Source organism: Prevotella communis (assembly GCF_022024115.1).
GTDB lineage: Bacteria > Bacteroidota > Bacteroidia > Bacteroidales > Bacteroidaceae > Prevotella > Prevotella communis.
The window spans coordinates 1,622,441-1,646,887 of sequence record NZ_CP091792.1 but is presented as its reverse complement, the minus strand read 5'-3'; the positions used below and the strand labels follow the sequence as shown (position 1 = coordinate 1,646,887).

Here is a 24,447-nt window from a genome sequence, read left to right as displayed (position 1 = left end):
TTATTCAAATACTTGTCTTAAAATAGCTTGTTTCAATGCATTGCACTCCTGAGAAATCTTGTTGTAATTCTCTTGGAGTTTGTCAACTTTAGATTTGAGAGAGTCGAGAGTGTCAACAATGGTTTGCTGCTCGGAGAGAGAAGGGAATGACAAAACATATTCATTATAGAGTTTTGCGCTTATATTAGGTTGTGCAGCAGCCTTTTGATTTTCTAAAACCCACTTATAGTAATTGGCAGAGTGAGTTATATAAAATATAAATTTTGGTAAGACTATTTCTTTATTTATTCTATATCGAATAAGATAGCCAGCAAATAAACATTTCCCAAAAGCCTCTTTGTACATTAATGTCTTACCCACCGTTGCACCTGTTCTTGCAAATAAGATATCTCCTTCTTCCAGCAATTCTTGTTCCTTTTCTTCATCTAACTTTGCAGATACCTTTTCATCATTTAGGTCGCCCCATTCTGTAATATCTGTTATTCTCAAATATCTAACCCCATTATATTCTGCAGACGGCACGGATAAACCATAATTTCCATAAATTACAGAAACATCTTTCAATGTCTTCTCCTCCCACCCTTCTTTTGGTTCAAGCATTTCTTTGAGTGATGCTTGGAAGAGGGCTTTGGCTTCATTGAGGGCTTTTTCTGCATTAGCCTTCATCGCATCTATCTTTGCAAAAGCAGAGTCAAGATAATCTACAATGGATTGCTGCTCGGAAAGAGAAGGGACAGGAATTTCTATCGTTTGAAATTTCTTAGCACTTACACCACCAATAAGACCAGTAAGTAGAGAGAAAAATTGCCCTCTAAAATTATCCGATTGAACAAAGTGGTAAATGAACTTGCCTTTTATGGCTTTATCTATAGGTGTAATACAGAATAGCTTATTACCAAAGCACACATCTTTTTCTACGTAAGCAAATTTCTTTCCTGCACTACCACCTTCTGCACAAATAAACACAGAATTGGCAGGAGCAACTTTATATTCTTCGTAGTTTGGAATTCTTACTCCATTATTGTAATCTATTGTTCCTAAAGGTGAAACGTCTTTGGTGGCAATAAATGGTAATCCTCCAGTAGCACCTAAAAAATATTTCTTTTTGTAATCTGCATTAATACTATTACCATTGTATATCTTACAGACCTCACCTAAGGTTTTATATTCCCAACCTTCTTTCATTTCACCATCTCCAATATTTCGTTAATAAGAGTCTGATTCTCGCTATTGAGGGCAAGGATAGTTTCTGCAATCTCGCTGGGTGTGCGCTCGTCAACAATCTCTACCTTATTAGGGTTCTTTACGCTGAGGTCACAAGCATCGTCGAGGGTGCTAACATCGAGTGTCCACGAATGCTCGCTCTCAGCCTTTGCCTTCTGCAATTCAAGGAACTCTTCCATATCAGACTCAGTAAGCGCCTGTGTCTTGGTGAAGTGCTTATCTAACTGATAGTACCAAATCTTCTCCGTTGGCTCGCCCTTGGTGAAGAACAAAACAACAGTCTTCACACCAGCACCTGTGAACACACCAGAAGGAAGGTCGAGAATAGTGTGAAGGTTGCAGTTCTCCAAAAGCATCTTGCGGATAGCGCTTGCATCGCCATTACTCAAGAAAGTATTCTTGATAACGATACCTGCACGACCACCAGCCTTCAGCATCTTGACAAAGTGCTGCATAAACATATAGGCCGTCTCGGAGGTGCGAATCTCAAAGTTCTGCAACACCTCGCCACGCTCGTTGCCGCCAAAGGGCGGATTAGCCAAGATGACATTCTTGCGATCGCTCTCCTGAATCTGACTGAGGTTCATCGCCAGCGTGTTGCCATGAGTGATGTTGGGGGCAGATACACCATGAAATATCATATTCATGGTTGCAATGATATACGGAAGACCTTTCTTCTCCTTGCCGTAAAAGGTTTCTTTCTGCAAAATCTCATGGTCTTTCACACTCTTGATCTTATCCTTCATATAGAGGAAAGCCTCGCAGAGGAAACCAGCAGAACCACAGGCAGGGTCATAAACCGTTTCACCGATTTGGGGATCTACCACTTTGATGATGCTGCGAATCAGGGGACGAGGCGTGTAATACTCACCACCATTACGGCCTGCATTACCCATACGCTGGATGTTGCTTTCATAGAGCACAGTCATCTCGTGTTTGTCCTCAGCACTCTGAAAATGGAGTTCATCAATCATATTGATAATCTCGCGCATGTTGAATCCAGAGCGAATCTTGTTGTGCAACTCTCCGAAGATTTCGCCTATCTTGTATTCAAGGCTGTCCGTCTGAGTGGCTGAACTCTGAAATCCTTTCAGGTATGGGAAGAGCTTCTGGTCAACGAACTCCACCAGGTCGTCGCCACTCATTGCGTTGACAGTATCGAGCACCATCTTGCCCGTCTGCGGGTCGCGCTTCTTAGGTGTTGCCCACTGGCTCCAACGATAGAAGCCAGAAACCAGTCGCTTGTAAGTCTTGCCATCAAGTTCTGCTTCCTCCTCGCGCTCCGTTTCAAGGTCGTCGAGGTATTTCAGGAACAGCATCCATGATTTCTGCTCCAGATAATCCAACTCACTACCACATCCCGGTTCTTTCCACAGGATCTGGTCTATAGCTTTAAAAGTATTGTCGTATTTCATTTATAACGATAGTTTTAGGGCGAAAGAACTATCATTCGAATGATAATGGGTTCTCAACATAGAACCTCAGGACACAATAAAAGCGTGAACCGCTCTTATCGATGCCCCAAGGTCCTAGGAAAACCCATTCACGAAGATAAGCCCAGCCCACGCTATCGCGTAGACGCAGGTACTTACTCGTTTCGTGAATCGTCTTATGAATTTCCTAGGTTCAGGGACATCACCGAATATAGCACTAACGCTAATATATTTTTACCCTCAAAAATCATACCGGCACCTCCTCTGAGGCTTCGCGCCGATACTTGCTTGCAAAGATAGTAAAAAAAATGCAATCTGGTTTCCATTTTAGAGAAAAAATGACTAAGCCAATATCAATATCAGTTATATCAATTAAAAAACAAGGGTCTACACTTGCCGTAATTATTATATAACTTATTAATATATAGATAGTTATATATATAATACAAGAAAGGCACACCCCAAAAAACAAACTGATATTATTGATATTGATATTGAAAACAAGAAATAGTCTTATCTAAAAAGCTTATAATCAACAAGATACGACATAACAACAAACAAGGCTCCCGAGATGCCTAACCTCTAAAAGGCACAAATCATCTCAGTTTTCCGCCCTAAAAGGCACAAAAACCAGGCAAAAACTACACTTTTCGATGAAGAAGCATGCGTTCGCAGTAAAAATGAGTGAGGATGATAGGGGATTGGCCTGCCATCTCTAATCCTCCTGTTCGTAGTAGTAAGAATAATCGATGCTCTTCATGAAGATTTCGCGATCGTCAATACGGTCCGTCATAGCCTGTTTCAGCAGTTCTCGGATTCTTGTACTGTCCATTTGGCTTGCGATCATAGCATCGAGATAGTCTTTCTTATCTATCTTGCTCCAGTCCACACACATCTTCAGCTGCTTCTTGAAAATCAAGTCAAGCCAAATGCGTGTAGAGCGACCATTACCTTCCATAAAAGGATGGGCCACATTCATCTCCACATACTTATCTACTATCTCATCGAAAGTAGTCTCTGGCATCTGCTCTATAGTTTTCAAATTATCATGCAGATACTCAGCCAAACAGAAAATGGTATTACCTTTAGAAATGGTCTTGGTGCGGATTTTGCCAGCAAAATCATAGAGGCCACCAAAGAGATAAGCATGAATCTGCTGTAGTGCTTTGACAGTACCAGGTTTCAACGTTTCCAATAGGCCACTCTCAACAAGGGTATATGCTTTTTTCTTGCTCTGTCCGTCAATGGTGTTGTCGCTATATAAAAACCAGTCGAGGAAAGCACTTGCACGATTATTAGGATAGTGCTTTGCTAATGTCTTTACGCAGTCTGCATCCATCGCATCAGCGGCACGTTGTTTGCCATCTGGTGCCTCAAATTTGAGGTGGTTAGTGACACTAACCAGTTGAATGCCCTCCTTTGAGAACTTGCCTTTCAGGTACTTCCAATAGTTACGACATTTCTTATAGTCCTCCTCATCATTGATAGCACGCACAATGTCAGTAGCCGAGAACCACCACTTAGAGTTTTCTTCGTCCCAAACGGCTCGCACTTCTCTATCGTTGAAAAAGCGTATAGACTTCTTACTCATTCTTGGTCTTTAGTGTTTATGTGATGCAAAGATACAAATATTATTTGTAAAGACAAAGGAATACATCGAAAATAAATGGCTTAGTATGGGAAAATGTAAAAATGAGATAATGTAAAAAATGAGAAATGACGGAGTGCGTGACAGTGACAGTTGTGACAATTAAAAAAAGGCACTTTTCGATGAGGAAACATGCGTTTGCGGCAAAAATGATTGACGAGAAAAATGCGTAACCATCTCCATTTTGCCACGCAGCATCTACAAAGTGCTGATATTCTGCACTTTAAGAGTTAAACCGTACAAATGAATTTCAGGAAATAGAAAATCGAGATTTTTTTCCTTTAGTTCATTGAGAGGTCTTCCACAAACTCGCTCTTCGCTCAGAAGAGTATCATCATCTGTTCTGTACTATTGCGCTGCAAAGATAATCAATAATCACAAGATAACAAAGAAAATCGAAAGAAAAATCTTAAAAATCAGAAAAAAATAGCGATATTCTTTTGAATTTCAAAACTATTTCGTAAATTTGCACCCAATATGAGGATAGTATCACATAGACGATTAGTTGAGTTCTATAGTTCAGAAGGACATGGAGACGCTCAGGCTGCACTTGAACGATGGTATGATATCGCAGAAAAGGCAGAATGGAAGAACCTGTCGGATATAAAAGCAGACTTCCCCACAACAGACTCCGTCGGGAATCAACATTATGTCTTTGACATTAGGGGCAACAAATATCGGCTTGTTGTGGTCGTAAAGTTCACAATCGGGCATATTTTCATCCGATTTGTGGGTACTCACAGTGAATATGATAAGATAGATGTTTCAACGATATAATATAGGAGGTACAGATATGGCAAAGATTACGAAAGAGCAATATGAATTCGCATTGGCACGAATTGAGGAATTGTTGCCAATGGTGGATGACAATACACCTGCCAACGACCGCAATGCTGTGGAGTTGACAATGATGTCGGATGTTGTCATTGACTATGAGAAGGAACACTATCCCATAGGCAAACCTACCGTAGCCCAGTTGATACAGCTTTCGTTGGACGAGAAGAATATGAGTCAGAAGCAGTTGGCTACAGAGATTGGGGTTAGTCCTTCACGCATAAGCGACTACGTCTCAGGAAGGGCAGAGCCTACGCTGAAAATTGCCCGTCTGCTCTGTGTCACTTTAGGAATAACGCCAGCAGCTATGTTGGGATATTAAACAAGAGGAAACCTAAAGGGAAAGAAATACGATTATGAACATTCAGAAATTAACAGCCTCGTAATGTTTAACCGAGACGACATGAGACAATAATCCATGTCGCCTCATAACATTTACGAGACAATGAGCAGAAGTAGAAAGCGAATGCCGGGCAGCACATGGTGTTGCTGCAAGTCGCAAAAGAAAGGAAAGCAGGCGAGTAGCCGAAAGTTTCGCCGTAGGGCGAATGTGTTATTACATCAAGGAAAGCATCATCTTCTTCCCTTAAAGTCCTTGGAGGTTATGAGTTCTTGGGATTTAGGTGGTGATGGAAAAGCCTTCTTCGGATTCCATCCTGATGAAGAGTGGTACGTCAAGCTGTTGAGGAAGTGAGACAGAATTTTTATGTGGCACTAAGTTTAGTAGACTTAGTGTCATATTTATTATAAATATTCCTTAAATCTATTGGTTTTAAGTTAATATTTGTTTATTAAATCCTTTGTGTCCGAACACAATTCGGTGTAAAAATTTCGGAATCGTATAGTGAATTATGCTAACGAGAAAGATTGAACAACCCATGAGGCTGTATCTGGACAGCCTGAAAGTAAGAGGACACAAGATCCTGAGTGATGACACGATGAACTACCTGACGGCGCCTGGCTCGCTGTGCGCCGCCTATGAGTTCAAGCAGGAGGGCGAAAGCGACCAAGAATTCCTGCGACTCTTTTCGGCCTGGCTCCATGAGTACCCGCAAATCGGAGGCCACACGGAATACTACCTGCTGATGGGCATGCGGCTCAACGAGCACCTCTCAAAAGAGAATCTTGAATTTCTGGAGCGCAACGTCGCCGAATGCTTCGCCAGCAGCCACGGATGGTACTACGAACTGAATCACCGACTGCGCCACCGACTGAGAATCGCCCTCATCATGAGCCAACAGAAAGAATTCAGAAGACTAATCAAAAAGGAACTGCCGGGAGTCTAAACTCCCTGCGGTTTCGCAAAATAAATACTACGACGTATGAAAGAAAGAATGACAGAAGAAAAGGCTCTGCTTCTTATAGCAGGAGTAGATGCAGCATTAAAGAAATGTGATTTCAACTACGAGGACAAAGCCACCTATCAACTGCTCCAACGTGGTGACACTGATGGAATTTTCTTTTTGGAGGGTGCTTTTAATCAGTTTGACTTATGCCAACTGAAGCCTTCAAACCTTCAACAACTAACTGCTGCCTGTGCCTTCTCTCACCCTCTTACGAACGACTTGATATACAAGTATCTAAAGAATCGTGAAATAAGAAGCGACGGTGACTATTACGGAATACCAGAAGTTGACGAAGTATTGCGAGAAACCAATGGTATCGTTATCTACAAACAACAGGCTGACGAAATCACAAGCCGTCTTGACAAGCTATTGGAAGAAGGAAGAACGGAACTTGAGCCACAAGCGGGATTTATTAAAGAAGATCTTCAGAAGCATTGGAAATGGTTGGTCAATCGAGACTATATAGAGCGTCGCGCAAAGCTTGTATACCGATTAGCATACATCAAAGTGCATTTGCACGACGAGTTTATGAAACTATACGAAACGCTTTGCAAAGAGACAGAATCATAACAAATAAAAATGCAATGAATAAGAAAAAATGTCGTAAGGACTACTCGCCCCAAAACCATCCATCAAAATACATCTCTTGCAGATGTCCATCATTTAAACTTGAATGGGTTCAGCGACATAGCTGCGTATGGTCTCATAAGCCAGACAAACATGGACGTACAAGAGTTGCTGGCATCGTAAGACAAAAAGCAAAAGAGGAAATTCGGGAAGAGATTAGAAGAGAAATACAAGATGATTAACAAGTTTTTATGAGGAAACTTGATTATATCATAAATAATTCCTATCTTTGTAGCAAATTTACGCAAGTATGATGGAGAAGGAACTCTATAAGACCTATTACTTCGACTCTGCCGACTACGACAAAAGAGGTAGGAGGAAAAGTGATGGCAAGTCTTTTCGTGATGTGATAAAAGAGTTCGAATATGATTTCCATGATACATATAGTACGGAATATGCACTCAACCTATATGCCAACTCTCGAACGATGGCACTTTTGGCTAAGTCGAATGATGCGGCACCTTTCTTGACATACGGAATGGATTTGACTCAGGGCAAATCATTTGATGCGGTACAAGACCCTTTCGTTAATCATGAGATGGAAAAGTATAGTCCCAGCATTTATGTCTATGGCATTGACTCAGCCTTTATGACTGAGTTTGATGAATATGGCTATCCTATCTTGGATGAAAATAGCGACATCTATCCTCTGACCCTGCTTGTTGACGACACCATGCGAGACAATGAAGTTCGCTTGGCTGTGCCAACAATGGATGATGGGGATGAGACAGAAGATGTAATAATAGACGTACCCAAATTTGAATATGCCTAATGGAAACCAAGGATGAAGAAAGAAAGTGGCATCTAGTTCGCAATGACAATGGTGAATGGATTAGTGACGAAAATGTCGTATTCCTCTCTAAGGAAGAAGCAAGGCATCTTCAAATCATGGCAAAGTTGGCTGGAAAGAAATTGTCTATTCAACATGGATATGATGGTGAATTGTGGTGTTATAAACATGATATGAAATACTAACCAAAAATATAAGTTTATGAACAATATTTCTTTACTAGAAACAGGTCTTTTAGATGTTGGCCATAGCCTGTATCAATTCCTTATTGGCGATAATGCACCATTATGGTGGAAAACATTATTAAACGATAATGAGCTTTATATTGAAATCAGGAAAAAGAACATTATTGATGTATATTATTATGGAGGCAGAATGGCTGAGATATCTTATGATAAGTATAGCAAAGGAATTGTAGCAAATGCTCATCCAAAATATTTAGGACATTCAGACGTTTTGGATAAGAATTATTATAGAAAAAGCGTTGGTAAAGATGGTAAAGTTAAATTCACGCCAGTCTATCAGGATTGCCAAAAATGGTTGGAATCAAAAATAGAGACATTAAAGGAAAATATTAGAAACAATTACTCCAAGTCAGAAAATGGAGAGAATACTAAAGAGAAATTTATTCAAGGGAGATTAATAACGACAAGACGAGATATATACTTAGATTCAGAATTCGCTCATCGTTTTCACGATAATGAGAAAGAAACTATTAGAATTGATATGGTAAAAATTGAGAACAACCGTATCATTTTTGAAGAACTCAAAAGAATAGGAGATAGTCGTTTGCGAACAACGAACGGAGAGCCAGAAATATTAACCCAGATTAGGAATTACAGAGCTTTTCTTCAATACAATAAAGACAGGCTTGCTGAGTATTATAAAACGTTATATAGAATAAAAGGTAAGTTGGGTCTTCCTGTTCCACCTGTTGGTGACGTTGATAGTCTAATCGTTGACCCTGAACCACAGTTATTGATAGCACTCAATTATGAGAAAAGGACAAAGGCTAGGACGGAACGAATTGAGGATATAGAGAAGACGTTATTAACTGAAAATATTATCCCTAGATACATATGAACATTAAAATCCATCGCGGCACTCACCAAATAGGTGGTTGTGTCACAGAATACGAATGTAACGGTTGGCATCTGTTCGTTGATTATGGCGAAGAGTTGCCTGGTGGGCCCAAGACAGGAGATTTGCAAGTGGAGGGCATGACTCATGGCGACCTGTCTAAGAGTGCATTGTTGATTACACATTATCATGGTGACCATATAGGCAGTATCATTAAGTTGCCCAAAGAACTGCCTATCTATATGGGTAAGGTGGGACGAGATATTCAAAGAGTATTATCCAACCATCTGAAAAATAAGATTGAAGCTCATAAGGTGATGCTTGAACGATTGGAGCACGTTAACACATTTAGGGAAGGTAACGTTTTTAAGTTCGGTCCATTCTCCATCATGCCAGTAACTGTTGACCATTCCGCTTTTGATGCATATGCTTTCAAGATTGTTGCTGATGGGGTTTCAGTTTACCATACAGGCGACTTCCGTTTGCATGGTTTCAGAAGTGGCAAGATTCCTGATATGCTACAGAAGTATGTGGGCAAGGTTGATTATGTCGTATGTGAAGGAACTAATGTGGCGCGCCCAAAGGCAGCAAGTAAGGAAGAGTACAGGCTTCAGAAGGATTTCGAAACATTGTTCAAAGATAATAAAGGATGTGTTGTCTATATGTCATCGACCAACATTGACAGATTGTTCGCTCTCTATCAGGCAGCCCAAAAGGCTCGTCGCGCCTTTTATGTAGATGAATATCAGAAGGAAGTGATGGATACTGTCGTTAATAGCGGTTCTATATGGACTAAATCAAAATTGTACCAATATGGGAAACATGAGCCAAAGTCTTTGATATATGACAAGTATGACAAAAATAGTTTCTTTGTCTCAGATAGTTTTAAGGACGCTCTTAGTGAATATGGATATGTCCTCATAGCTCGCGCTAATCCACGCTTTGACAAACTGATAGAACAGATACCTGGGGAGAAAAAGAGAGTTCTTTCGATGTGGAACGGCTACGTCAAAGAAGGTTCAAATGCATACAACGAGAATCTGGCTAGATCGCTGGATGAGGATTTCGATTATATGCACACTAGTGGTCATATTGACATGTCTGACCTACGTGAGTTCCTCCGTTTGTTGCATCCAAATGGCATCATTCCCATCCATACGGAAAAACCAGAAGCATTTGCCAGAGAGTTCAGCGACGAATGGCCCGTTATCGTATTAAATGACGGAGATTGCATTTCTCCAATATCATCAAGTAAAGCCGACACTTGTAAAGCGGAGGTTATCTGCATTGATAAGCCAAAAGACGACACAAAAGTCATATCACATGATGGCGACAGCACATATTGGAGACTTTGTGCAAGATGTCTCGGCGACTTCAAAAACATGGAAGATGCCAGATCAATTCTCTCACATACAGTTTTCAGACCACATGCACTTCTAGGCTATGAAATCTATGAGGAAGAAGATTCTGCACCCATGATGGTAAACGTATATGATTCAAATTTCGACTTGTTGGCAACATATAAAGAAGGGGGCCACAAACCTGGAGGGAAAAAGTACCAAGAGGAGTGCAGATTCAAGGTTGGTGAAAAAGTGCTTGCTGCGTTCCAAGCAGGATATAAGGCTGTAGTACCAGCAACAGTTGTCGGGCCAGTAGTTCCAGATATCATTCGGAAGAATTTCGAGTCAGACGAAATGGCAAGTAACTATTACGACTCCTTTGAGGATTTTCAAGAGACATTGATAGATTGGGATTGGGATTCTGTCGCTGTTCATCCTCATGTTCGACTGAATAGTCTAAGTTTGACTATGAGCGATACAGAACTTGTACCAAGGGTGATGTTATTCCCTTTACTAAATTTCAAGTGCGAATGAAGATTCTGCACCTCTCTGATACTCATGGCTTACACCAGAGGATAAAGGATATGCCAGAAGCTGATGTCATCGTTCATAGTGGTGACATCAGCAATAATGGCACAGAGGAAGAAGTACTTGACTTCTTGAACTGGTTTATTGAACTGCGTTATCCGCATAAGATTTTCGTAACAGGCAACCATGATCTTTGTCTATGGGATGCTGAGGGGATAGAGGATTTGCCTGAGAACGTTCACTTCCTTCAGGATTGTGGCGTGGAGATTGAGGGTGTTAAGTTCTTCGGTATAGCATACAATCACTCTGAAGAGTTAATCCCATTAGGAACAGATATAGTTGTTACACATGAGCCACCTGTGATGATACTTGACCAATCGATTGGTATTCATTGGGGTAACGCTCCATTACGTAACAGAGTAATGGATGTAAAACCACGATACCACCTTTTTGGACATGCCCATCAAGACTATGGTATCGTAAAACAGGACGGCATTGTCTTTTCAAATGCCGCCCTGCTCGATGACATGAATAGATTGGTCAGGAAGCCTCGCCTATTTATGCTTTGAATGTTTGTGCTCGTATTATTCTATCATTTCCTATTTTGTGAACTTGATTTCTCCATGTTCCCCATAAACATAGGTGGTTCCGCCTTGTTTTACCGTAACAGTATTTGACGTATAGCCGACAAGATTCCCTGTCTTATTGAACATAAAGCTACCAGTCTCGCTATACACACAAACATTTGTTCCTTGCTGTTTAGCCATTCCTATCATACATTTCTGCACTAAGTCCGTGTCGTGCGCAACTTCTAAATTAAACGAAAAGGAGTTATAATACTTCTAATACGAAAAACTTTCTTTTACAAGACAGTGTGTTCGGACACAACATTGGCGATTTTTGAATGTTTAACGCTTTTTGTGAATTACCTAGCAGAATTATAGCCATTTGGATTCATTTATATGCCATCCCCTTACGCTCTTCTTCATTTATATCGTCTATATCATCATAGTTTCTTCGCTTGCGAGGATTGTTGTCACCATTGGATGATGGAACAAAGGTGGAACTGGCATAGAGTTTCATGTAGTCGAAGATGGTATTCTCTATGAGGGAAAGAGCTGCGGAGCGTTTTTCGGGTCTTGAAAACTCTCTGCGGATGTAGCCTTCAATGAGGGGCTTATAGTATTTGGCGATGACTTCTTCTTTCGTCAAGTCACCATTCTTGAAAGCCATAAAGTCCTCGTTGCTCATCTTCTCGCTATATTCCTTGGAACCACCAGTAAACATCATGGCGATGTGGCACTGTCCTTGCTTGTCTTTATAGATGCGTGTAGCATCTACATTGATGAAAGAGGGTAGGACATAACGCTCTGGGTAAGCCTTGCGCTTTAAGTCCCGATTTTCCTTGCGTAGATTCTCGTTGAAGGAGGCATTCTTTTCATTGTTGCGACGCAACTGGGCATTTTCTTCCCTTAATGCTGATATGGTCTTTTGGTCCTGCTCACGTTGTTGCTTTCTGCGTTCAATATCTGCTTGAAGTTGAGTGACCTTTTCAGTCAGTTGCTCTACCTGTTGCTGAAGCTGAATATTCATTGGGTCAGCCTTTAGATCCTCTACGAGTTGGTCTATCTTCTTATAGAGTGCATTCTTGGCATTTTGGGAGAGAAATGACTTGTAGACCAGTTTCCTAAGGGAAGAGATATTCTCAAGAGCCTTTTTCTCCTTGTACTGTACTGCATTGAGATGCTTTACGTTAGAACTACTACCACGTTCCATCTTGAGACATTCGGCTCCAATAGTCTGCATTTTTGAGGTGTCTTGTGGAGTCAGGCGCAATGACGTTCCATTGGCATGTGTCCAGTCTGCTACAAAATGAGCATGTAGATTCAACTTCGAGGGATCTGGATTATCCTTGCTAAAGCCTTCATCACGATGGATATGAAGCTGAATGCATTTGATGCCGAACTCCTTTTCAAGTTGCTTTGCCAATAGTTGGAGATCTGCCATTGTGGTATCAGGCTTGATAACGATGACTGCTTCACGGATGGGAGCGGCTTTTGCTTGCATTTTCTGACCTACATGAGTCTGATAACGGTCTGCGATTTCCTTACGAATATCTGCCAAGGTCTGACCTTCGTATCGAGGATCAACCCAGTGCTCGTTGTTTGGTGTGAGTTCTTTGATCACGTAATCAAGTTCTTTCTCACGGAGATTGTGTATCTCACTCCCAGATTTTACTGGGACGAAATGTATTGATGTCTTAGCCATAGTGCATGTTTGATTTTATGATTGTTACTTCAAAAGATGGGGTCAAGGGGCGAAGCCCTTGTGGAAAGGTTCTTAGGGAATGCTTCCCTGAGCCCATTGCACTCTTTAGGGTGCTAGTGGGCTATCACCCTTCTAAGGAAGAGTAACAGGGAACTCCTGCGGAGGGCTTATGTCGGCCATATTTGTCACAAATGTTGCGTAGTTGCGGCCTATTCTTGTGTATATTACTGATAACCAAGACATAACTTGAAAATTTGGCGCAACTTGTCAACTCGGGTCTTTCTTGTTGACAGCCTTGCTTACATATTGACGAGAACAGCCAAGCGCATCGGCCAACTTCTGCAGATTCACTTCACCCTTATAGGTGTTATAGAGTATCTGTAGGCTTTGCTCTTTGGTGAAACCCTGATACATTCCTCCACTAATCTCATGATAGACCTTCTCTGCTGCACTCTCAAAGTAGTTCATACACTGAATAGCTTGTAACATTTCATCACCTGAGATAGTGTCTTTGCGATAGTATTCGAAAGTTTTCTCCCATAGCAGGTGAGTAACGATAGACCAGCGTAGGATGATAATCTGGAACTTACTATAGACGTACTGCATATAGTCATCAGAAGAGGACTTCTTGTCTTGCAGCATGTTATAGTAAGTGCAATAGAAGTCTTTAGCCTCAGGGGAAAGAGATAGCGTAGTTGATTCTAACTTCATCAGATCTCTAACGAAGTTTGTCCAGTAGGGCATGATGGCTTCACTGAGCAGATTATCGGAATAGTAGGTGACAGGAAGCTTATCGGGATAGACAAAAAGAATGCGTTGGTTAAATCCGCTAATCATCAACTGCGGATTACCGAATGTTGATTTCAAGAGCCCTGGTTGAATGCCACCAAGTATGTCCAAGAATGGCTCTCGGATGAAGGTTGGGTCTTCAGTCTTGCGGTCGATGCAGAAACTGGTACTATCCCAGATGGAGAGCATATTGCTGATGATACCGCTACGATTATAGCGGTCGAAGTCATCAATCATGCCCTTTATCTCATCACGATAAACCATCTGCGGCATAAAGGAAAGTGCCTTGTAAATAGCTTCGGGGGTAGTGTCGGTTAGTGACAGTTTCTTACAGATAGGCTTAGGCTTGTTGCTATCGTCCTTGTCTGTATGTCGAAGTTCTTCATAGTAAGCCACCACCGCTTCCTCATTTAGTTCGTTGATTGGCTTGAATAGCATCTTCACTGGCGCACTCTTGTTACTGCCGCTTGGAGCCACGTGACAAATCCACATTGAGGGATAGTTTGTGTATTTGCCGTCAAACAGTTTGATGGACTTGTTGACGGCAATACTCACAATGGCGTAGATGGTTGACACGATGATGTCAGCATCACACTGGTATACTTCAGTGAAGTTTTTGATGACACCTTGAATCTCCACCTGCAAGCATTCAAAGGGTAAACATTGCTTGTTAATCATATACCAGATGATTAGCGGTTAGAACTTGGCAAGTGGTGAATCCCCTGCCGAATCTCTTTGAGCATTTCTTCGGAGTTTATACCATAGCAGTTCTGCCTGCCACCTTCAATCCATTGGTAAAGTTCATCCTCGTAGAAGTATAGCTTGTTACCTCTTTTATAGTGAGGGATGATACCTTTACGGGCGTTGGCATAGATGGTGGGCTTTGCCTTGCCAGTAATACGCATGGCTCCTTCAATGTCAGTGAGGACATGGTGGTTAGATACTGATGATTGCTCACATGGAGTAATCGCTTTCGACAACTCATAAACGAGTTGTGTAAGCTGATTGACTTTCTCTGTCAGATTTTGTATTTGTTCTTCTATCATTATAAAATCCTGTCCCTTTAGTGGAACATCGCCGCAAAGGAACAGGGTTTATCAATGGTATATCCTTATACCGCTATAAACTAAAATAAACTGGGAATAAACTGTATTGAATAGCTTATTCCCAGTGATTATCGTTTATACTTTTCCGATTAGTTCTTCTGTGATTTGGCCGTTATATTTCTTTGGTAAACTGCCATGTTCTGGCCAGCATACCTCTGGAATAGGTATGTGTTTATTCGGGGATTCGTTTGAGGCCAACTTTACTTCAAGGGTACTAAGTTCTACGTCTTTCAGCTGATGGGGGAATACTTCTTTTATGAAAGCTGCCCCATAGTTGTTACGCTTCTTGAGGAAAAACTTCACAACGAAGCCTATATGACATAAGTCTTCTGTAGTAAGACCTGAGAAGTCTGACGTAGCCTTTACTTCAAATGGAAGGCGGTATTTGTAGCCTTCTGTTATCAGATCCAATGCTCGGTTATCAATGGCAAGGTATATATCATCTAAAACTATTTGTGCATCCTCTTCGTGTAGATATTTTCTAACATAATTCTCTATGTAGGCGAGATAGAACCTCTTATACATTTTAGTCTCTTCTTGTTTGGCTAGACTAATAGCATTGGGAACAGAAGGGGAAAGAGCAAGTGATGTATCTTCCACCTTATTATATATAATAGGATCTACTATATCAGATTCTTCTGTATTAGCCTCTTTTTTGGTCTTACTATCTTCTACATGTGTTTTGGGTGGAGGTAGAAGGAGTATTTGTTTGGGAGACTTATTCTTTCCCATTAGTTTAACCTTGTTGCCTGGTATAACATATAGAAAGAAATAAAGTAAGGCAGACATACTACCAGTTGCTGTTACATAGTAGATAAGACTGGGGAACAACAACATATCTTTGTACTGAACCCAGTAAACAAAAGGAAGTGTCATTGTCAGAGCAGGCCCTATAATAATGGTGCTTGCAAATAGTGTCTTGTGGAAATATTCGTCTATACTCATAACTTGTTATCCTGAAAAGTGGATGCAAAGGTACTACTTTTTAGTGATAACGAGTAATGTTTAGTGCTAAAAATAAACTTTTCAATAAGGAACGACAAACCTTACCATTCATTACATAAGTCACTTAAACAATGAATGATAAGGCCTGGTTCCTAATGATATTCTATGGACTTTTACTTCAAAGAAATGAGTTCAGAAGCCTTACGCTTGTTGGCATCGTTCACGTCTGCATATATCTGTGTTGTTGCCACATTTTTATGCCCAAGCATCTTTGAAACGGTATAGATGCTGGTACCCATACTTACTTCAAGGGAGGCAAAAGTGCGACGCAAGCAGTGGAAGGTGATGTGCTTGTCTATGCCAGCTGCCTTTACCCATTCCTTCAAAGTATAGCTTACAATACTGTAGCTGAGTTTTTTGAACACCGTACCCGTACTGCGTTCACCGCAAAGCTCATAGGCTTCATTGCTAATAGGAAGAGTTTCTTCGGCACCAGTTTTCTTGATGCGATACTGGATTACATAACCACCATCGTTACCAATACGAAGATTTTCCCACTTCAGTCTTAGAACGTCACTAATACGTAAGCCTGTCAAACCCGCAAACAGTGTAGCCTGTTTTACTGTGGGAATTTTGCATGGTGTCTGATTCAACTTCTTCAACTCATCAAGAGTAAGCGATTCCTTGCGTGTATCAAGCGTGTCAATCTTGTCAAGATACTCGCTGATATTCTCATTGAGCCACTTCTCCCTGTAGGCTAGATATAACAGTTCTCTGAAGGTGGAATAGTAACTGGCGGCGGAATTCTGACTTAGCATCTGTTTGGTGTGCTTCAGCTGATGTACATTGAGAAGATACTCACGGAACCCACGGCATAGCTCGACAGTAACTTGTCCAAAAGTGCATTTCCCGTTGACGTACTTGGAGAAATGCTTGTACACAATACCCCATCTGTCGTGCTTCACTCTGCATTTCTCCTTGAAGTATGCAAGGAAATCAGCCTTTTGTTTTGTCTTGTCGAGAAATCCAAACTGTTCGTTAATGAGAGACTGCACACGCATGCAGCGAATACCTTCTGCTTTCATGCACATGTCCTTGTTAAAATCAGCCTCCATCTGGTTCTGAGGGTTGGCATAGATGTAGATTCCAAGATATTCGCGTCGAGACATTTTCATCGTCTTGGGATTGCGGATTGCAGGGTAGTAATCCAAATAGAGTGAAATCATGCCGTTTTTGAGCTTTGCCTGGCGAACGGTTACCTTGGTGCAAGTGTTACTTGTGTTCATAATGCTTTATTTTTTAATGCGTTATACTTCTATTTTGAAAATCTGGCTGCAAAATTAGGGAGTGTATCGTCAGTATATCCTTATACCGCCATAAACTTACAATAAACTGGATTTTAGGATGGATCTGTTGGCAACTCATCACATTTAGCCGGTACAATACCTTGCCTTCGCTCCTCGATGATACGGTTGAAATCATGTAAACTGAGTTTGATGAACTTGCCACACCTCTTCTTTGGCACATGATAGAAGCGGATAACCTCTCTTACCTGATGGACAGTCATCTGATACATAGACATTAGTTCCTCAACGGTCTTGAAATCGTCTTCTGGTTGAAGAATGTTCTTCTCCTTATCAACATGCAGTTTGGAGTAGTAGGGCTTTGTGCCGACATACTTTCGAGGGATATGATGCTTGCAGACGAAAGTCGTGACTTGCTTGTAAGTCATGTTGTATTTCAATTGGATTTCTTCGCTGGAGTACCATTCTGTCAGTTCTGGGGTGGGATTGTCCTTGATGAAATAGTTGTCGATGCCAGTCTTGGGGAAGCATTTCTTATCCCCGATAGTAAAGACATCTATGTTCTGCGCTTTGGCAATGCGATAGATGGTCGTTTCCTTGACCTTGTACTTCTCAATAATTTCATCAATGGTGTAGAAAGGATTGGGTTCTTGTTGCTTGGGTGCTTCAGAGAGATGGCTTGCCTGGTATCTTTTCACGAAAGCATCCCAGTCAGCCTTCAATATAAGCAGTAGTCCGTTGACTCTTTTCACACTTAGCTTTTCGTTCTTGACATAGTAGCGTACTTGGGATGTTGAGAAACTGCTGCTTTTGACAATATCCTGAATGGTGTAATAGTTGCCATCAGAAATCTTGGCAAGTCGTTTGAGATTATCAATATGGCTTTTCGAGTAATAGGTGATGTTCTGAAACTGGATTCGTGGCACATTATGACGAAGGGCATACTTCTTGAGTGCAGCACATTTCATGCCGTATATGTCCTCTATTTGCTGTGCATTATACCAGTCTTTCAAGTCATATTGCACAAGCAACTCTGCGAAATGCACGTCAACGTCAGTCTTCTTCCAGAAAGTTCTTCTTCCTTCAATGATTTGAGGAATACCGAACTGTTCACATCTACGGAATACCGTCCGTTTGCTGATTTTGAATTTCTCCATCATTTCCTTAAGGGAATAATAGTCATTTTGATTTTTCTTTCCCTTTTGGATGTTGCCTCGCTTCTTATAAGATGGGGCTTCATCGAAGAGTTTTTCAATGTCACTCCTTCTGATAATAGTCTTTCCTCGAAACTGCTTTGCCCTTAATTCTTGTAGCGCAAGATAGTTGTAGATTGTACTTCGGCAAACACCCAGAAGCTTTGCTGCCTCTGAGGGAGAAAGAAACTGTTTATCCTTCAGCGTGTCATTGAAGTGCTTCCGCTCATCAACTCTTCGTGATAAGGTACTCAAATCGATATTGCTATCGGCAGGAGTGTACTTGCCTGACTGCACCTTCCTCTTGTACCTGTATGCTTGATCACAGCATTTACTGCTGCAAAACCTTGCAGTGACCATCTGACCAATGAATGTTTTGTGACACCATTCGCATTTCTTAACTATTTCCATATATCCTATTTTTGTATGTTATTACACCTGTTTTCTGTCCAAGTCTGTCTAAATGTGTCCAAATGTGTCCAACGTGTGCCAAGGTGAGACATCGGTTAGCAATCCAATGGTGTCCAATGCGTGCCAGTCGGAGACATTGAGTGAGCATGTGCCAACGTTGGGATTTTCCCAAACGTACAAATAACGTACAAAAATGAGCGAAAAAAATATCATCAACGATTAACGCTGATGATATTGCGAGTGTGGAATTGCTTGGAAATAAACGATTTATGTCATATCTTGTAATATCGAGTGATGACCGTTAATCGTATTCTACTTTCCCAAGGAAAAAGCAGAAAAGTCACCCCTATATAGCTGAAATCATCGATTGACTCGAGTGATTTCATGACTTGAGCTAGGTAAATCGATGAATTCACTCGAGTGGCGTTTTTGGGGGTATGAATACATGAAACATTAAATATTAAACATTAAACATTAAACATGAAATTATGACTCGAAATTTTGGGGTTAGAAAGAGAAACGTCGTTTCTCGATGAACAACACGTCGTTTCCCGGACAGAAATACGACGAAGTGAAGTGAGAGGCTGGTATTGATTCCAAAGACAAAAAAGTGAACAAAAAAACGGACCTAAAAATGGCCCGTTAACTAATTTAATCGTTTGAGTTAACTCAAATCATCAATCGAGTTAATTCAAATCATGATTTTAGTTAACTCAAATTTTCAGGGGTATGCCGGGCTCACTTCATTTTTTATGAAATAAATTCACCTTTCAACCAGTAATCGGCCAATTTCATTCAAAGCCACAAATCGGTAGCGTTGAGATGTTACAGGGATTTCCCTGTAGCTATAGTGCTTAGCTTCTGCCTTCCGTCGCAGAGTCTCCTCTGTTGCTTTCATCACCACCTGATTTACAAAAGCACTCTCTTCTGGCTCCATCAGCAATAACTTACCATTCGAACAAGTCTCGAAATAGACTCCGCCAGGTTTGAAAAAACGTTCATGCGGTGAGCCCTCTGCCGGGAAACCATCGTTAAGCAGCACCACCAACGGGAATCCGCTTTCGCGAACTGCTCTTGCTATTTTCTGCTCGCCCTTGCTAATCGCCGCCGTATAGGTAACCGCCCCATTATGTGCTGCCGCAAGCACCCTCTGCAGCCGTTCATCTATTTGCTCAGCACCGGCTTCACGGCTCATTTCCACCAATTGTCTGTCAGGCCAGTCCAACAGGAAATGGTTACCCATAGACGTGAATTGCAATCCACAAACTGCCGTTTTGCGATGTAACCTGAAGAGATCGGGGTTCTGCCGGCGCTGCCAGGCACGTTCTGCGTTGGCTTTCACATATTCTATCATAGCATGCAGTTGCCCTTTGTGGGTCAGCACACGATAGAAGGGCGGCGCGTCATACAGGTTCTCAGTATATCCCAGTTTGCGTGCTTCCTCCTTGCATCCCTGCATATAGCCGCGCACCACCTGTTTGATGCTACGCGACATGGTCCGCTGCACCTGAAGCACCATGTGATGATGGTCGGGCATCACTTTGTCAGCAAGAATTTTTATCTCAGGACACATCATCAGCATTTTCTGCTGCTTATTGATGAGTGCCCAGCCTATCGGGGTCTTTTCTATGACAGCCTCCGAACCATTGTGCGCCAGTTTGCCAAACAACGCCTGCCGCGCATTTGCCACCATCGTTACATGTACGATGCATGGTTTGCGCCAAGCTCCTGGCTCCAGCCACGTATGTTTCTCGATTATTGTTGTGTTTACGCTCTCGTTTGTCATTGGCAAATAAAAATTGCTGGTAAGCAACGGGACAATAAAGATTTGTTCCGTTGCTTACCTGTGGATTATATCCGCTCTATACATTCACGGTGCCGCAATGGGGACACTTGCCTTTCTGGTGAAGGGTGGCACCGCACTGGCCGCAGATATAGACAGCACGGCCATGATGCACATACTGGTAGATGGCGAAGGCGACGTAGGCGATCAGCAGGGGGTAACCGATGTAGTAAAGGGTGGAGATGCTAAAGACGACATAGTCGATGGCCAGGACGCCCATCAGGCCCAGGCAATAGAGGATGGCCTCGGTGAACGACAGTTGGCGGCGGATATCATCGAGCGCGGCAATGGCGATAAGCAGCATGGCCCATACGGATATCAGGAACAGGCTGAGATGCAGGGGCACGGCAAAGGGATTGAGCGTGGGATGATAGTAGTAATGTCGCCAGGAGTCGGGGTCGGCCAACTGGATGGTGCTATAGAACACGGCTGAGGCCGACACAAGAATGGCCAGCAGCATGGGATAGACGGAGGGGATATCGTTGAAATGCACAATGCGGGCATTATGACGATAGGCCATGCGGAGGGTATAGGCGGCAAGCACCACCACAAGGAAGGCCAGCATGATGAGCAGGTGGGTATCGGAGAAGAAGGTGATAAACTGCGAGATGGGGTTGTCAGGGGCCACACCGGGCAACATCTGCTGCTCGTGGATCCAGCCCATGGTCATCTGATCACGCGCCACCTGCACCCATACGGAGTCGATAGTATCTGACGAGAGGGTCATGATATCGGCCACCACCAGACGGTCGTCGCGCACCACGGCAACACTGTCTACCAGCATGTCGCTGAGCACCTCCGTAGGCTGCTGCACCACGAGCCAGAGCGTGTCGGCAGTAACCAGGAAGTTATAGTTGTGGGTGTAGTGATGGGTGGTATAGAAAGAGATAGAGTCCATCTGCTCCTCGGTGACTATCCAGGCGTCCGAGGTCTCGGGCGTCTGATGATAGCAACCTATGAAGAGCAGGCTGAGCACTCCTATTACGAAAAGCGACAGTCTATTCATCGGCGTAAATATTCATCTGACAATGACGGCAATCGAACTCCAGGCGGAACTGGCGTCCGTCGCCTAAGCGCAGCGACAGCGGTTCCTTCCACTCGGGCTTCCGGCCACCATGTTTCACACAGCGTCCCAGGGCAAAGCGCAGACAATGACGGCACTGCATGATGAGACGCTCGGCGGGCTGGCGCACCTCAAAGGCATCGGCCACCTGGATACCCTGCTGCTCGTAGAACGCACGCGCCAGAGCATTGGAGGCGTTGTAGAGGTACGGCAGATGGTAAGAGGGTTGAGGGTTGAAGGCTGATGTCTGATGGATGATGTGAGAGGGCTGAGGGCTGACGGAAAGAGTCAGCGCCGCCTCTACAGTTTTCCTTCTGAGTTCTGCCAATAAACTGCTAGGGATGAAGTAGTTAAAGTTGGCAGGGATATCCACCTCTGAGCACTCAAACGGCGTGCCGCCAAGTTTGGTGAGCTGACGGATGATATTCTCGCGCGGGTCCTTCTGAGCCTCCTGATGTTCGGCCACGATAGAGGCTACAGCATCGCCCATCTGCAGGGAGAAACCATCGGCCGTGGCACGCAAAGCCATGGTGACCGTCATCTTTCGTTCGGCACTTTTCTTACCCAACAGGCGTTCCATCTCCTGGTCGTTATTACGATAAAGACGGAGTCCGGGACGCAGGTTGGCCGGCATCTTCAAGGGGAAAAGACGGTTGCCCTCTACCCTATTCACACGAAAACCCTCGAGCTCGCGGCGGTCGTTGACGAAGCAGAGACCATCCCCATTGCTGAAGGACGCCACACCAGCCACATTAAACGAATTGCCACGCAACTCCTTGACCGTGCCCACAAACTCGCCCATAGCCTTGGGCGTGTCGAAAGAGGCAATATCAGGCTGTCGGCCATGCAGGAAATACGTGGTATAGCCACGATTGAAGGTCTTGCGCAAATCAGGCCTGAACGTATAGGTGCAACTGCCCTTCGAGGCACGCTCGTACTGGCCGGGATGCTGCTTGATATAGGCGTTGAGCAACTGGCTATAGGCCGCCGTCACATTCTTCACATACGTCACATCCTTGAGTCGGCCTTCAATCTTAAACGACACAGCACCCGCCTCGATAAGTTCGCCCAGATGTTCGCTCTGGTTCATATCCTTCAACGAGAGGAAATAGCGCTGCGCATCGAGCACCTCGCCATCAGCATCGAGCAGGTCGAACTTCATGCGGCAGAACTGGGCACAGGCACCACGGTTGGCGCTGCGGCCAAAGCAATACTGCGACGCATAGCAGAGTCCGCTATAGCTGACGCAGAGCGCACCGTGTACAAAGACTTCCAGTTCGGTATCGGGCACCTGGCGATGGATGTCGGCTATCTCCTGTGCCGACAACTCGCGCGCCAGTACCACACGGGCAAAGCCCAGGGAGCGGAGCCAACTGACCTTCCCGGCCGTGCGGTTATCAGTCTGCGTAGAGGCATGAACGGTAAGACCCAGTTCCTGCGCCATCTGACGCACACCCATATCCTGCACCAGGATAGCATCGACCCGTGCCTCGGCCAACTGCTGCAGCAACGCCCGCGTGTCGGCCAGTTCGTCGTCATAGACAATGGTATTGACCGTGACATAGACACGGGCGCCATACTGATGGGCATACTGGCAGAGCGTGCGGATATCGTCCACACTATTGCCCACGGCAGCACGCGCACCAAAGCGCGCAGCCCCGATATACACGGCATCAGCCCCATGGTCGATGGCAGCAATGCCACACTCCAGATTCTTGGCAGGAGCCAGCAGTTCCAGTTGTCTCATTCAATCTTGTTGATATCAAACGGCGTCTCCTGATAGACGTAGTAGTTGATCCAGTTACTATAGAAAAGGTTTGCGTGCGCGCGCCAGGTAACCAAAGGAGGCTGCGACGGGTCGTCGTTGCGATAATAGTTGCGAGGCAACTCCACATCAGAACGCACACCAAAGTCGCGCTTATACTCATTATCCAGCGTATTGGGCGAATACTCCAGGTGGCCCGTGATAAAGAACTCTCGTCCGCCACGCGCCATCACGATGCTGACGCCACTATCCTCACTCTCAGCAATCAGTTCCAGTTCCGGATGTGCCAGGATATCCTCCTTGTGAATCTCCGTATGCCTACTATGAGGCATCATAAACGTATCATCGAACCCACGGAAGATAGGCATCTGAGGTTGGAGAGGATGCTGCTCGAAGATACCAAACATCTTCTTCTCCAGCGGATACTTGGGTACCCCATAGTAATGATAGAGTCCAGCCTGCGCAGCCCAGCAGATATAGAGCGTACTGGTGACGTGCGTACGAGCCCAGTTGAAGATATCCACTATCTCATCCCAATAGGTCACCTGCTCGTAATCCATTGTCTCCACAGGCGCACCTGTGATAATCATACCGTCGAACTTCTCATGGCGCATCGACTCAAAGTCGCGATAGAACATCATCATGTGTTCTATGGGCGTATTCTTCGGCGTATGACTCTTAAGCTTCATAAAATTGATATCCAACTGCAACGGGGTGTTCGATAGCAGTCGGATAAGGTCGGTCTCTGTTGTAATTTTCAGGGGCATCAGGTTCAGGATCACAATCCGCAGAGGTCGGATGTCCTGTGAGTGTGCCCTTGAGTTATCCATCACGAAGATATTCTCACGCTTCAGAATATCTATGGCAGGTAACCTGTCAGGTAATCTTAACGGCATATAAAACTCTTATC

The 24,447-nt window shown here is 43.5% G+C and carries 22 protein-coding genes and 1 pseudogene; 9 read left to right on the top strand and 14 right to left on the bottom strand.

The window, feature by feature from the left end; genetic code table 11:
• The 3 genes from L6468_RS06540 to fic form a co-directional block, all read right to left on the bottom strand.
• Positions 1 to 1,185, bottom strand: a complete 1,185-nt coding sequence (locus L6468_RS06540; RefSeq protein WP_237796571.1) for a restriction endonuclease subunit S — start codon at positions 1,183 to 1,185, stop codon at positions 1 to 3.
• Positions 1,182 to 2,639 (bottom strand): class I SAM-dependent DNA methyltransferase, encoded by a 1,458-nt coding sequence (locus L6468_RS06535; protein ID WP_237796570.1) that lies wholly within the window; start codon positions 2,637 to 2,639, stop codon positions 1,182 to 1,184. The genes L6468_RS06540 and L6468_RS06535 overlap by 4 nt, the downstream gene beginning before the upstream one ends.
• Before the next feature lie 733 nt (positions 2,640 to 3,372).
• Entirely contained in the window at positions 3,373 to 4,248 is an 876-nt protein-coding gene (gene fic / locus L6468_RS06530) for a protein adenylyltransferase Fic (RefSeq protein ID WP_237796569.1), read from the bottom strand.
• Positions 4,249 to 4,782: 534 nt separating this feature from the next.
• On the opposite strand from fic, the gene L6468_RS06525 reads away from it, so the two are divergent.
• The 9 genes from L6468_RS06525 to L6468_RS06485 all read left to right on the top strand — a co-directional run bounded on the left by L6468_RS06525 (position 4,783) and on the right by L6468_RS06485 (position 11,419).
• Positions 4,783 to 5,082, top strand: a complete 300-nt coding sequence (locus tag L6468_RS06525; RefSeq protein WP_237796568.1) for a type II toxin-antitoxin system HigB family toxin — start codon at positions 4,783 to 4,785, stop codon at positions 5,080 to 5,082.
• Positions 5,083 to 5,098: 16 nt separating this feature from the next.
• On the top strand, positions 5,099 to 5,461 hold the full coding sequence (locus L6468_RS06520) for a helix-turn-helix domain-containing protein (protein WP_073209471.1): 363 nt from the start codon (positions 5,099 to 5,101) through the stop codon (positions 5,459 to 5,461).
• A gap of 556 nt (positions 5,462 to 6,017) precedes the next feature.
• Positions 6,018 to 6,425 carry a hypothetical protein gene (locus L6468_RS06515; protein ID WP_237796567.1) on the top strand — a complete coding sequence of 136 codons (408 nt, stop codon included), beginning with the start codon at positions 6,018 to 6,020 and terminating at the stop codon, positions 6,423 to 6,425.
• A 36-nt stretch (positions 6,426 to 6,461) separates the two neighbouring features.
• Positions 6,462 to 7,055: a DNA polymerase III subunit alpha gene (locus L6468_RS06510; RefSeq protein WP_237796566.1), complete on the top strand. Its 594-nt coding sequence runs from the start codon at positions 6,462 to 6,464 to the stop codon at positions 7,053 to 7,055.
• 307 nt (positions 7,056 to 7,362) lie between these two features.
• The gene (locus L6468_RS06505) at positions 7,363 to 7,884 is read left to right on the top strand and encodes a hypothetical protein (RefSeq protein WP_237796565.1); all 522 of its coding nucleotides are present in this window, start codon (positions 7,363 to 7,365) and stop codon (positions 7,882 to 7,884) included.
• A complete protein-coding gene (locus tag L6468_RS06500; RefSeq protein ID WP_237796564.1) occupies positions 7,884 to 8,087 on the top strand; it encodes a hypothetical protein in 204 nt (67 codons plus the stop codon). Before L6468_RS06505 ends, L6468_RS06500 begins: the two co-directional genes overlap by 1 nt.
• 16 nt (positions 8,088 to 8,103) lie before the next feature.
• Positions 8,104 to 8,985, top strand: coding sequence for a hypothetical protein (locus L6468_RS06495; protein WP_237796563.1), 882 nt, complete (start codon positions 8,104 to 8,106; stop codon positions 8,983 to 8,985).
• On the top strand, positions 8,982 to 10,856 hold the full coding sequence (locus L6468_RS06490) for an MBL fold metallo-hydrolase (RefSeq protein WP_237796562.1): 1,875 nt from the start codon (positions 8,982 to 8,984) through the stop codon (positions 10,854 to 10,856). The genes L6468_RS06495 and L6468_RS06490 overlap by 4 nt, the downstream gene beginning before the upstream one ends.
• Positions 10,853 to 11,419: a metallophosphatase domain-containing protein gene (locus tag L6468_RS06485; protein WP_237796561.1), complete on the top strand. Its 567-nt coding sequence runs from the start codon at positions 10,853 to 10,855 to the stop codon at positions 11,417 to 11,419. Before L6468_RS06490 ends, L6468_RS06485 begins: the two co-directional genes overlap by 4 nt.
• 385 nt (positions 11,420 to 11,804) lie before the next feature.
• On the opposite strand, the gene L6468_RS06480 is transcribed toward L6468_RS06485, so the two are convergent.
• The 11 genes and pseudogenes from L6468_RS06480 to metA all read right to left on the bottom strand — a co-directional run bounded on the left by L6468_RS06480 (position 11,805) and on the right by metA (position 24,433).
• Positions 11,805 to 13,118, bottom strand: coding sequence for a plasmid recombination protein (locus L6468_RS06480; RefSeq protein ID WP_237796560.1), 1,314 nt, complete (start codon positions 13,116 to 13,118; stop codon positions 11,805 to 11,807).
• A 267-nt stretch (positions 13,119 to 13,385) separates the two neighbouring features.
• Positions 13,386 to 14,585, bottom strand: coding sequence for a DUF3987 domain-containing protein (locus L6468_RS06475; protein WP_237796559.1), 1,200 nt, complete (start codon positions 14,583 to 14,585; stop codon positions 13,386 to 13,388).
• An 11-nt stretch (positions 14,586 to 14,596) separates the two neighbouring features.
• Positions 14,597 to 14,953: a helix-turn-helix domain-containing protein gene (locus L6468_RS06470; protein WP_237796558.1), complete on the bottom strand. Its 357-nt coding sequence runs from the start codon at positions 14,951 to 14,953 to the stop codon at positions 14,597 to 14,599.
• Positions 14,954 to 15,088: 135 nt separating this feature from the next.
• Positions 15,089 to 15,958, bottom strand: a complete 870-nt coding sequence (locus L6468_RS06465; protein WP_237796557.1) for a hypothetical protein — start codon at positions 15,956 to 15,958, stop codon at positions 15,089 to 15,091.
• A 173-nt stretch (positions 15,959 to 16,131) separates the two neighbouring features.
• Positions 16,132 to 17,244, bottom strand: coding sequence for a site-specific integrase (locus L6468_RS06460; RefSeq protein ID WP_255779441.1), 1,113 nt, complete (start codon positions 17,242 to 17,244; stop codon positions 16,132 to 16,134).
• A gap of 113 nt (positions 17,245 to 17,357) precedes the next feature.
• Entirely contained in the window at positions 17,358 to 18,422 is a 1,065-nt protein-coding gene (locus L6468_RS06455; protein ID WP_237796556.1) for a hypothetical protein, read from the bottom strand.
• Positions 18,423 to 18,512: 90 nt separating this feature from the next.
• A pseudogene (locus L6468_RS14800) lies at positions 18,513 to 18,815 on the bottom strand (helix-turn-helix domain-containing protein); the annotation flags it as partial.
• Positions 18,816 to 19,629: 814 nt separating this feature from the next.
• Positions 19,630 to 20,652, bottom strand: a complete 1,023-nt coding sequence (locus L6468_RS06450; RefSeq protein WP_237796555.1) for a transposase — start codon at positions 20,650 to 20,652, stop codon at positions 19,630 to 19,632.
• A 76-nt stretch (positions 20,653 to 20,728) separates the two neighbouring features.
• On the bottom strand, positions 20,729 to 21,715 hold the full coding sequence (locus L6468_RS06445; protein ID WP_237796554.1) for a zinc ribbon domain-containing protein: 987 nt from the start codon (positions 21,713 to 21,715) through the stop codon (positions 20,729 to 20,731).
• A complete protein-coding gene (locus L6468_RS06440; RefSeq protein ID WP_237796553.1) occupies positions 21,708 to 23,519 on the bottom strand; it encodes a peptidase U32 family protein in 1,812 nt (603 codons plus the stop codon). Before L6468_RS06440 ends, L6468_RS06445 begins: the two co-directional genes overlap by 8 nt.
• Complete coding sequence (gene metA, locus L6468_RS06435; protein WP_237796552.1) at positions 23,516 to 24,433, bottom strand: homoserine O-acetyltransferase MetA; 918 nt, start codon at positions 24,431 to 24,433, stop codon at positions 23,516 to 23,518. The genes L6468_RS06440 and metA overlap by 4 nt, the downstream gene beginning before the upstream one ends.
• Positions 24,434 to 24,447 lie beyond the last annotated feature (14 nt).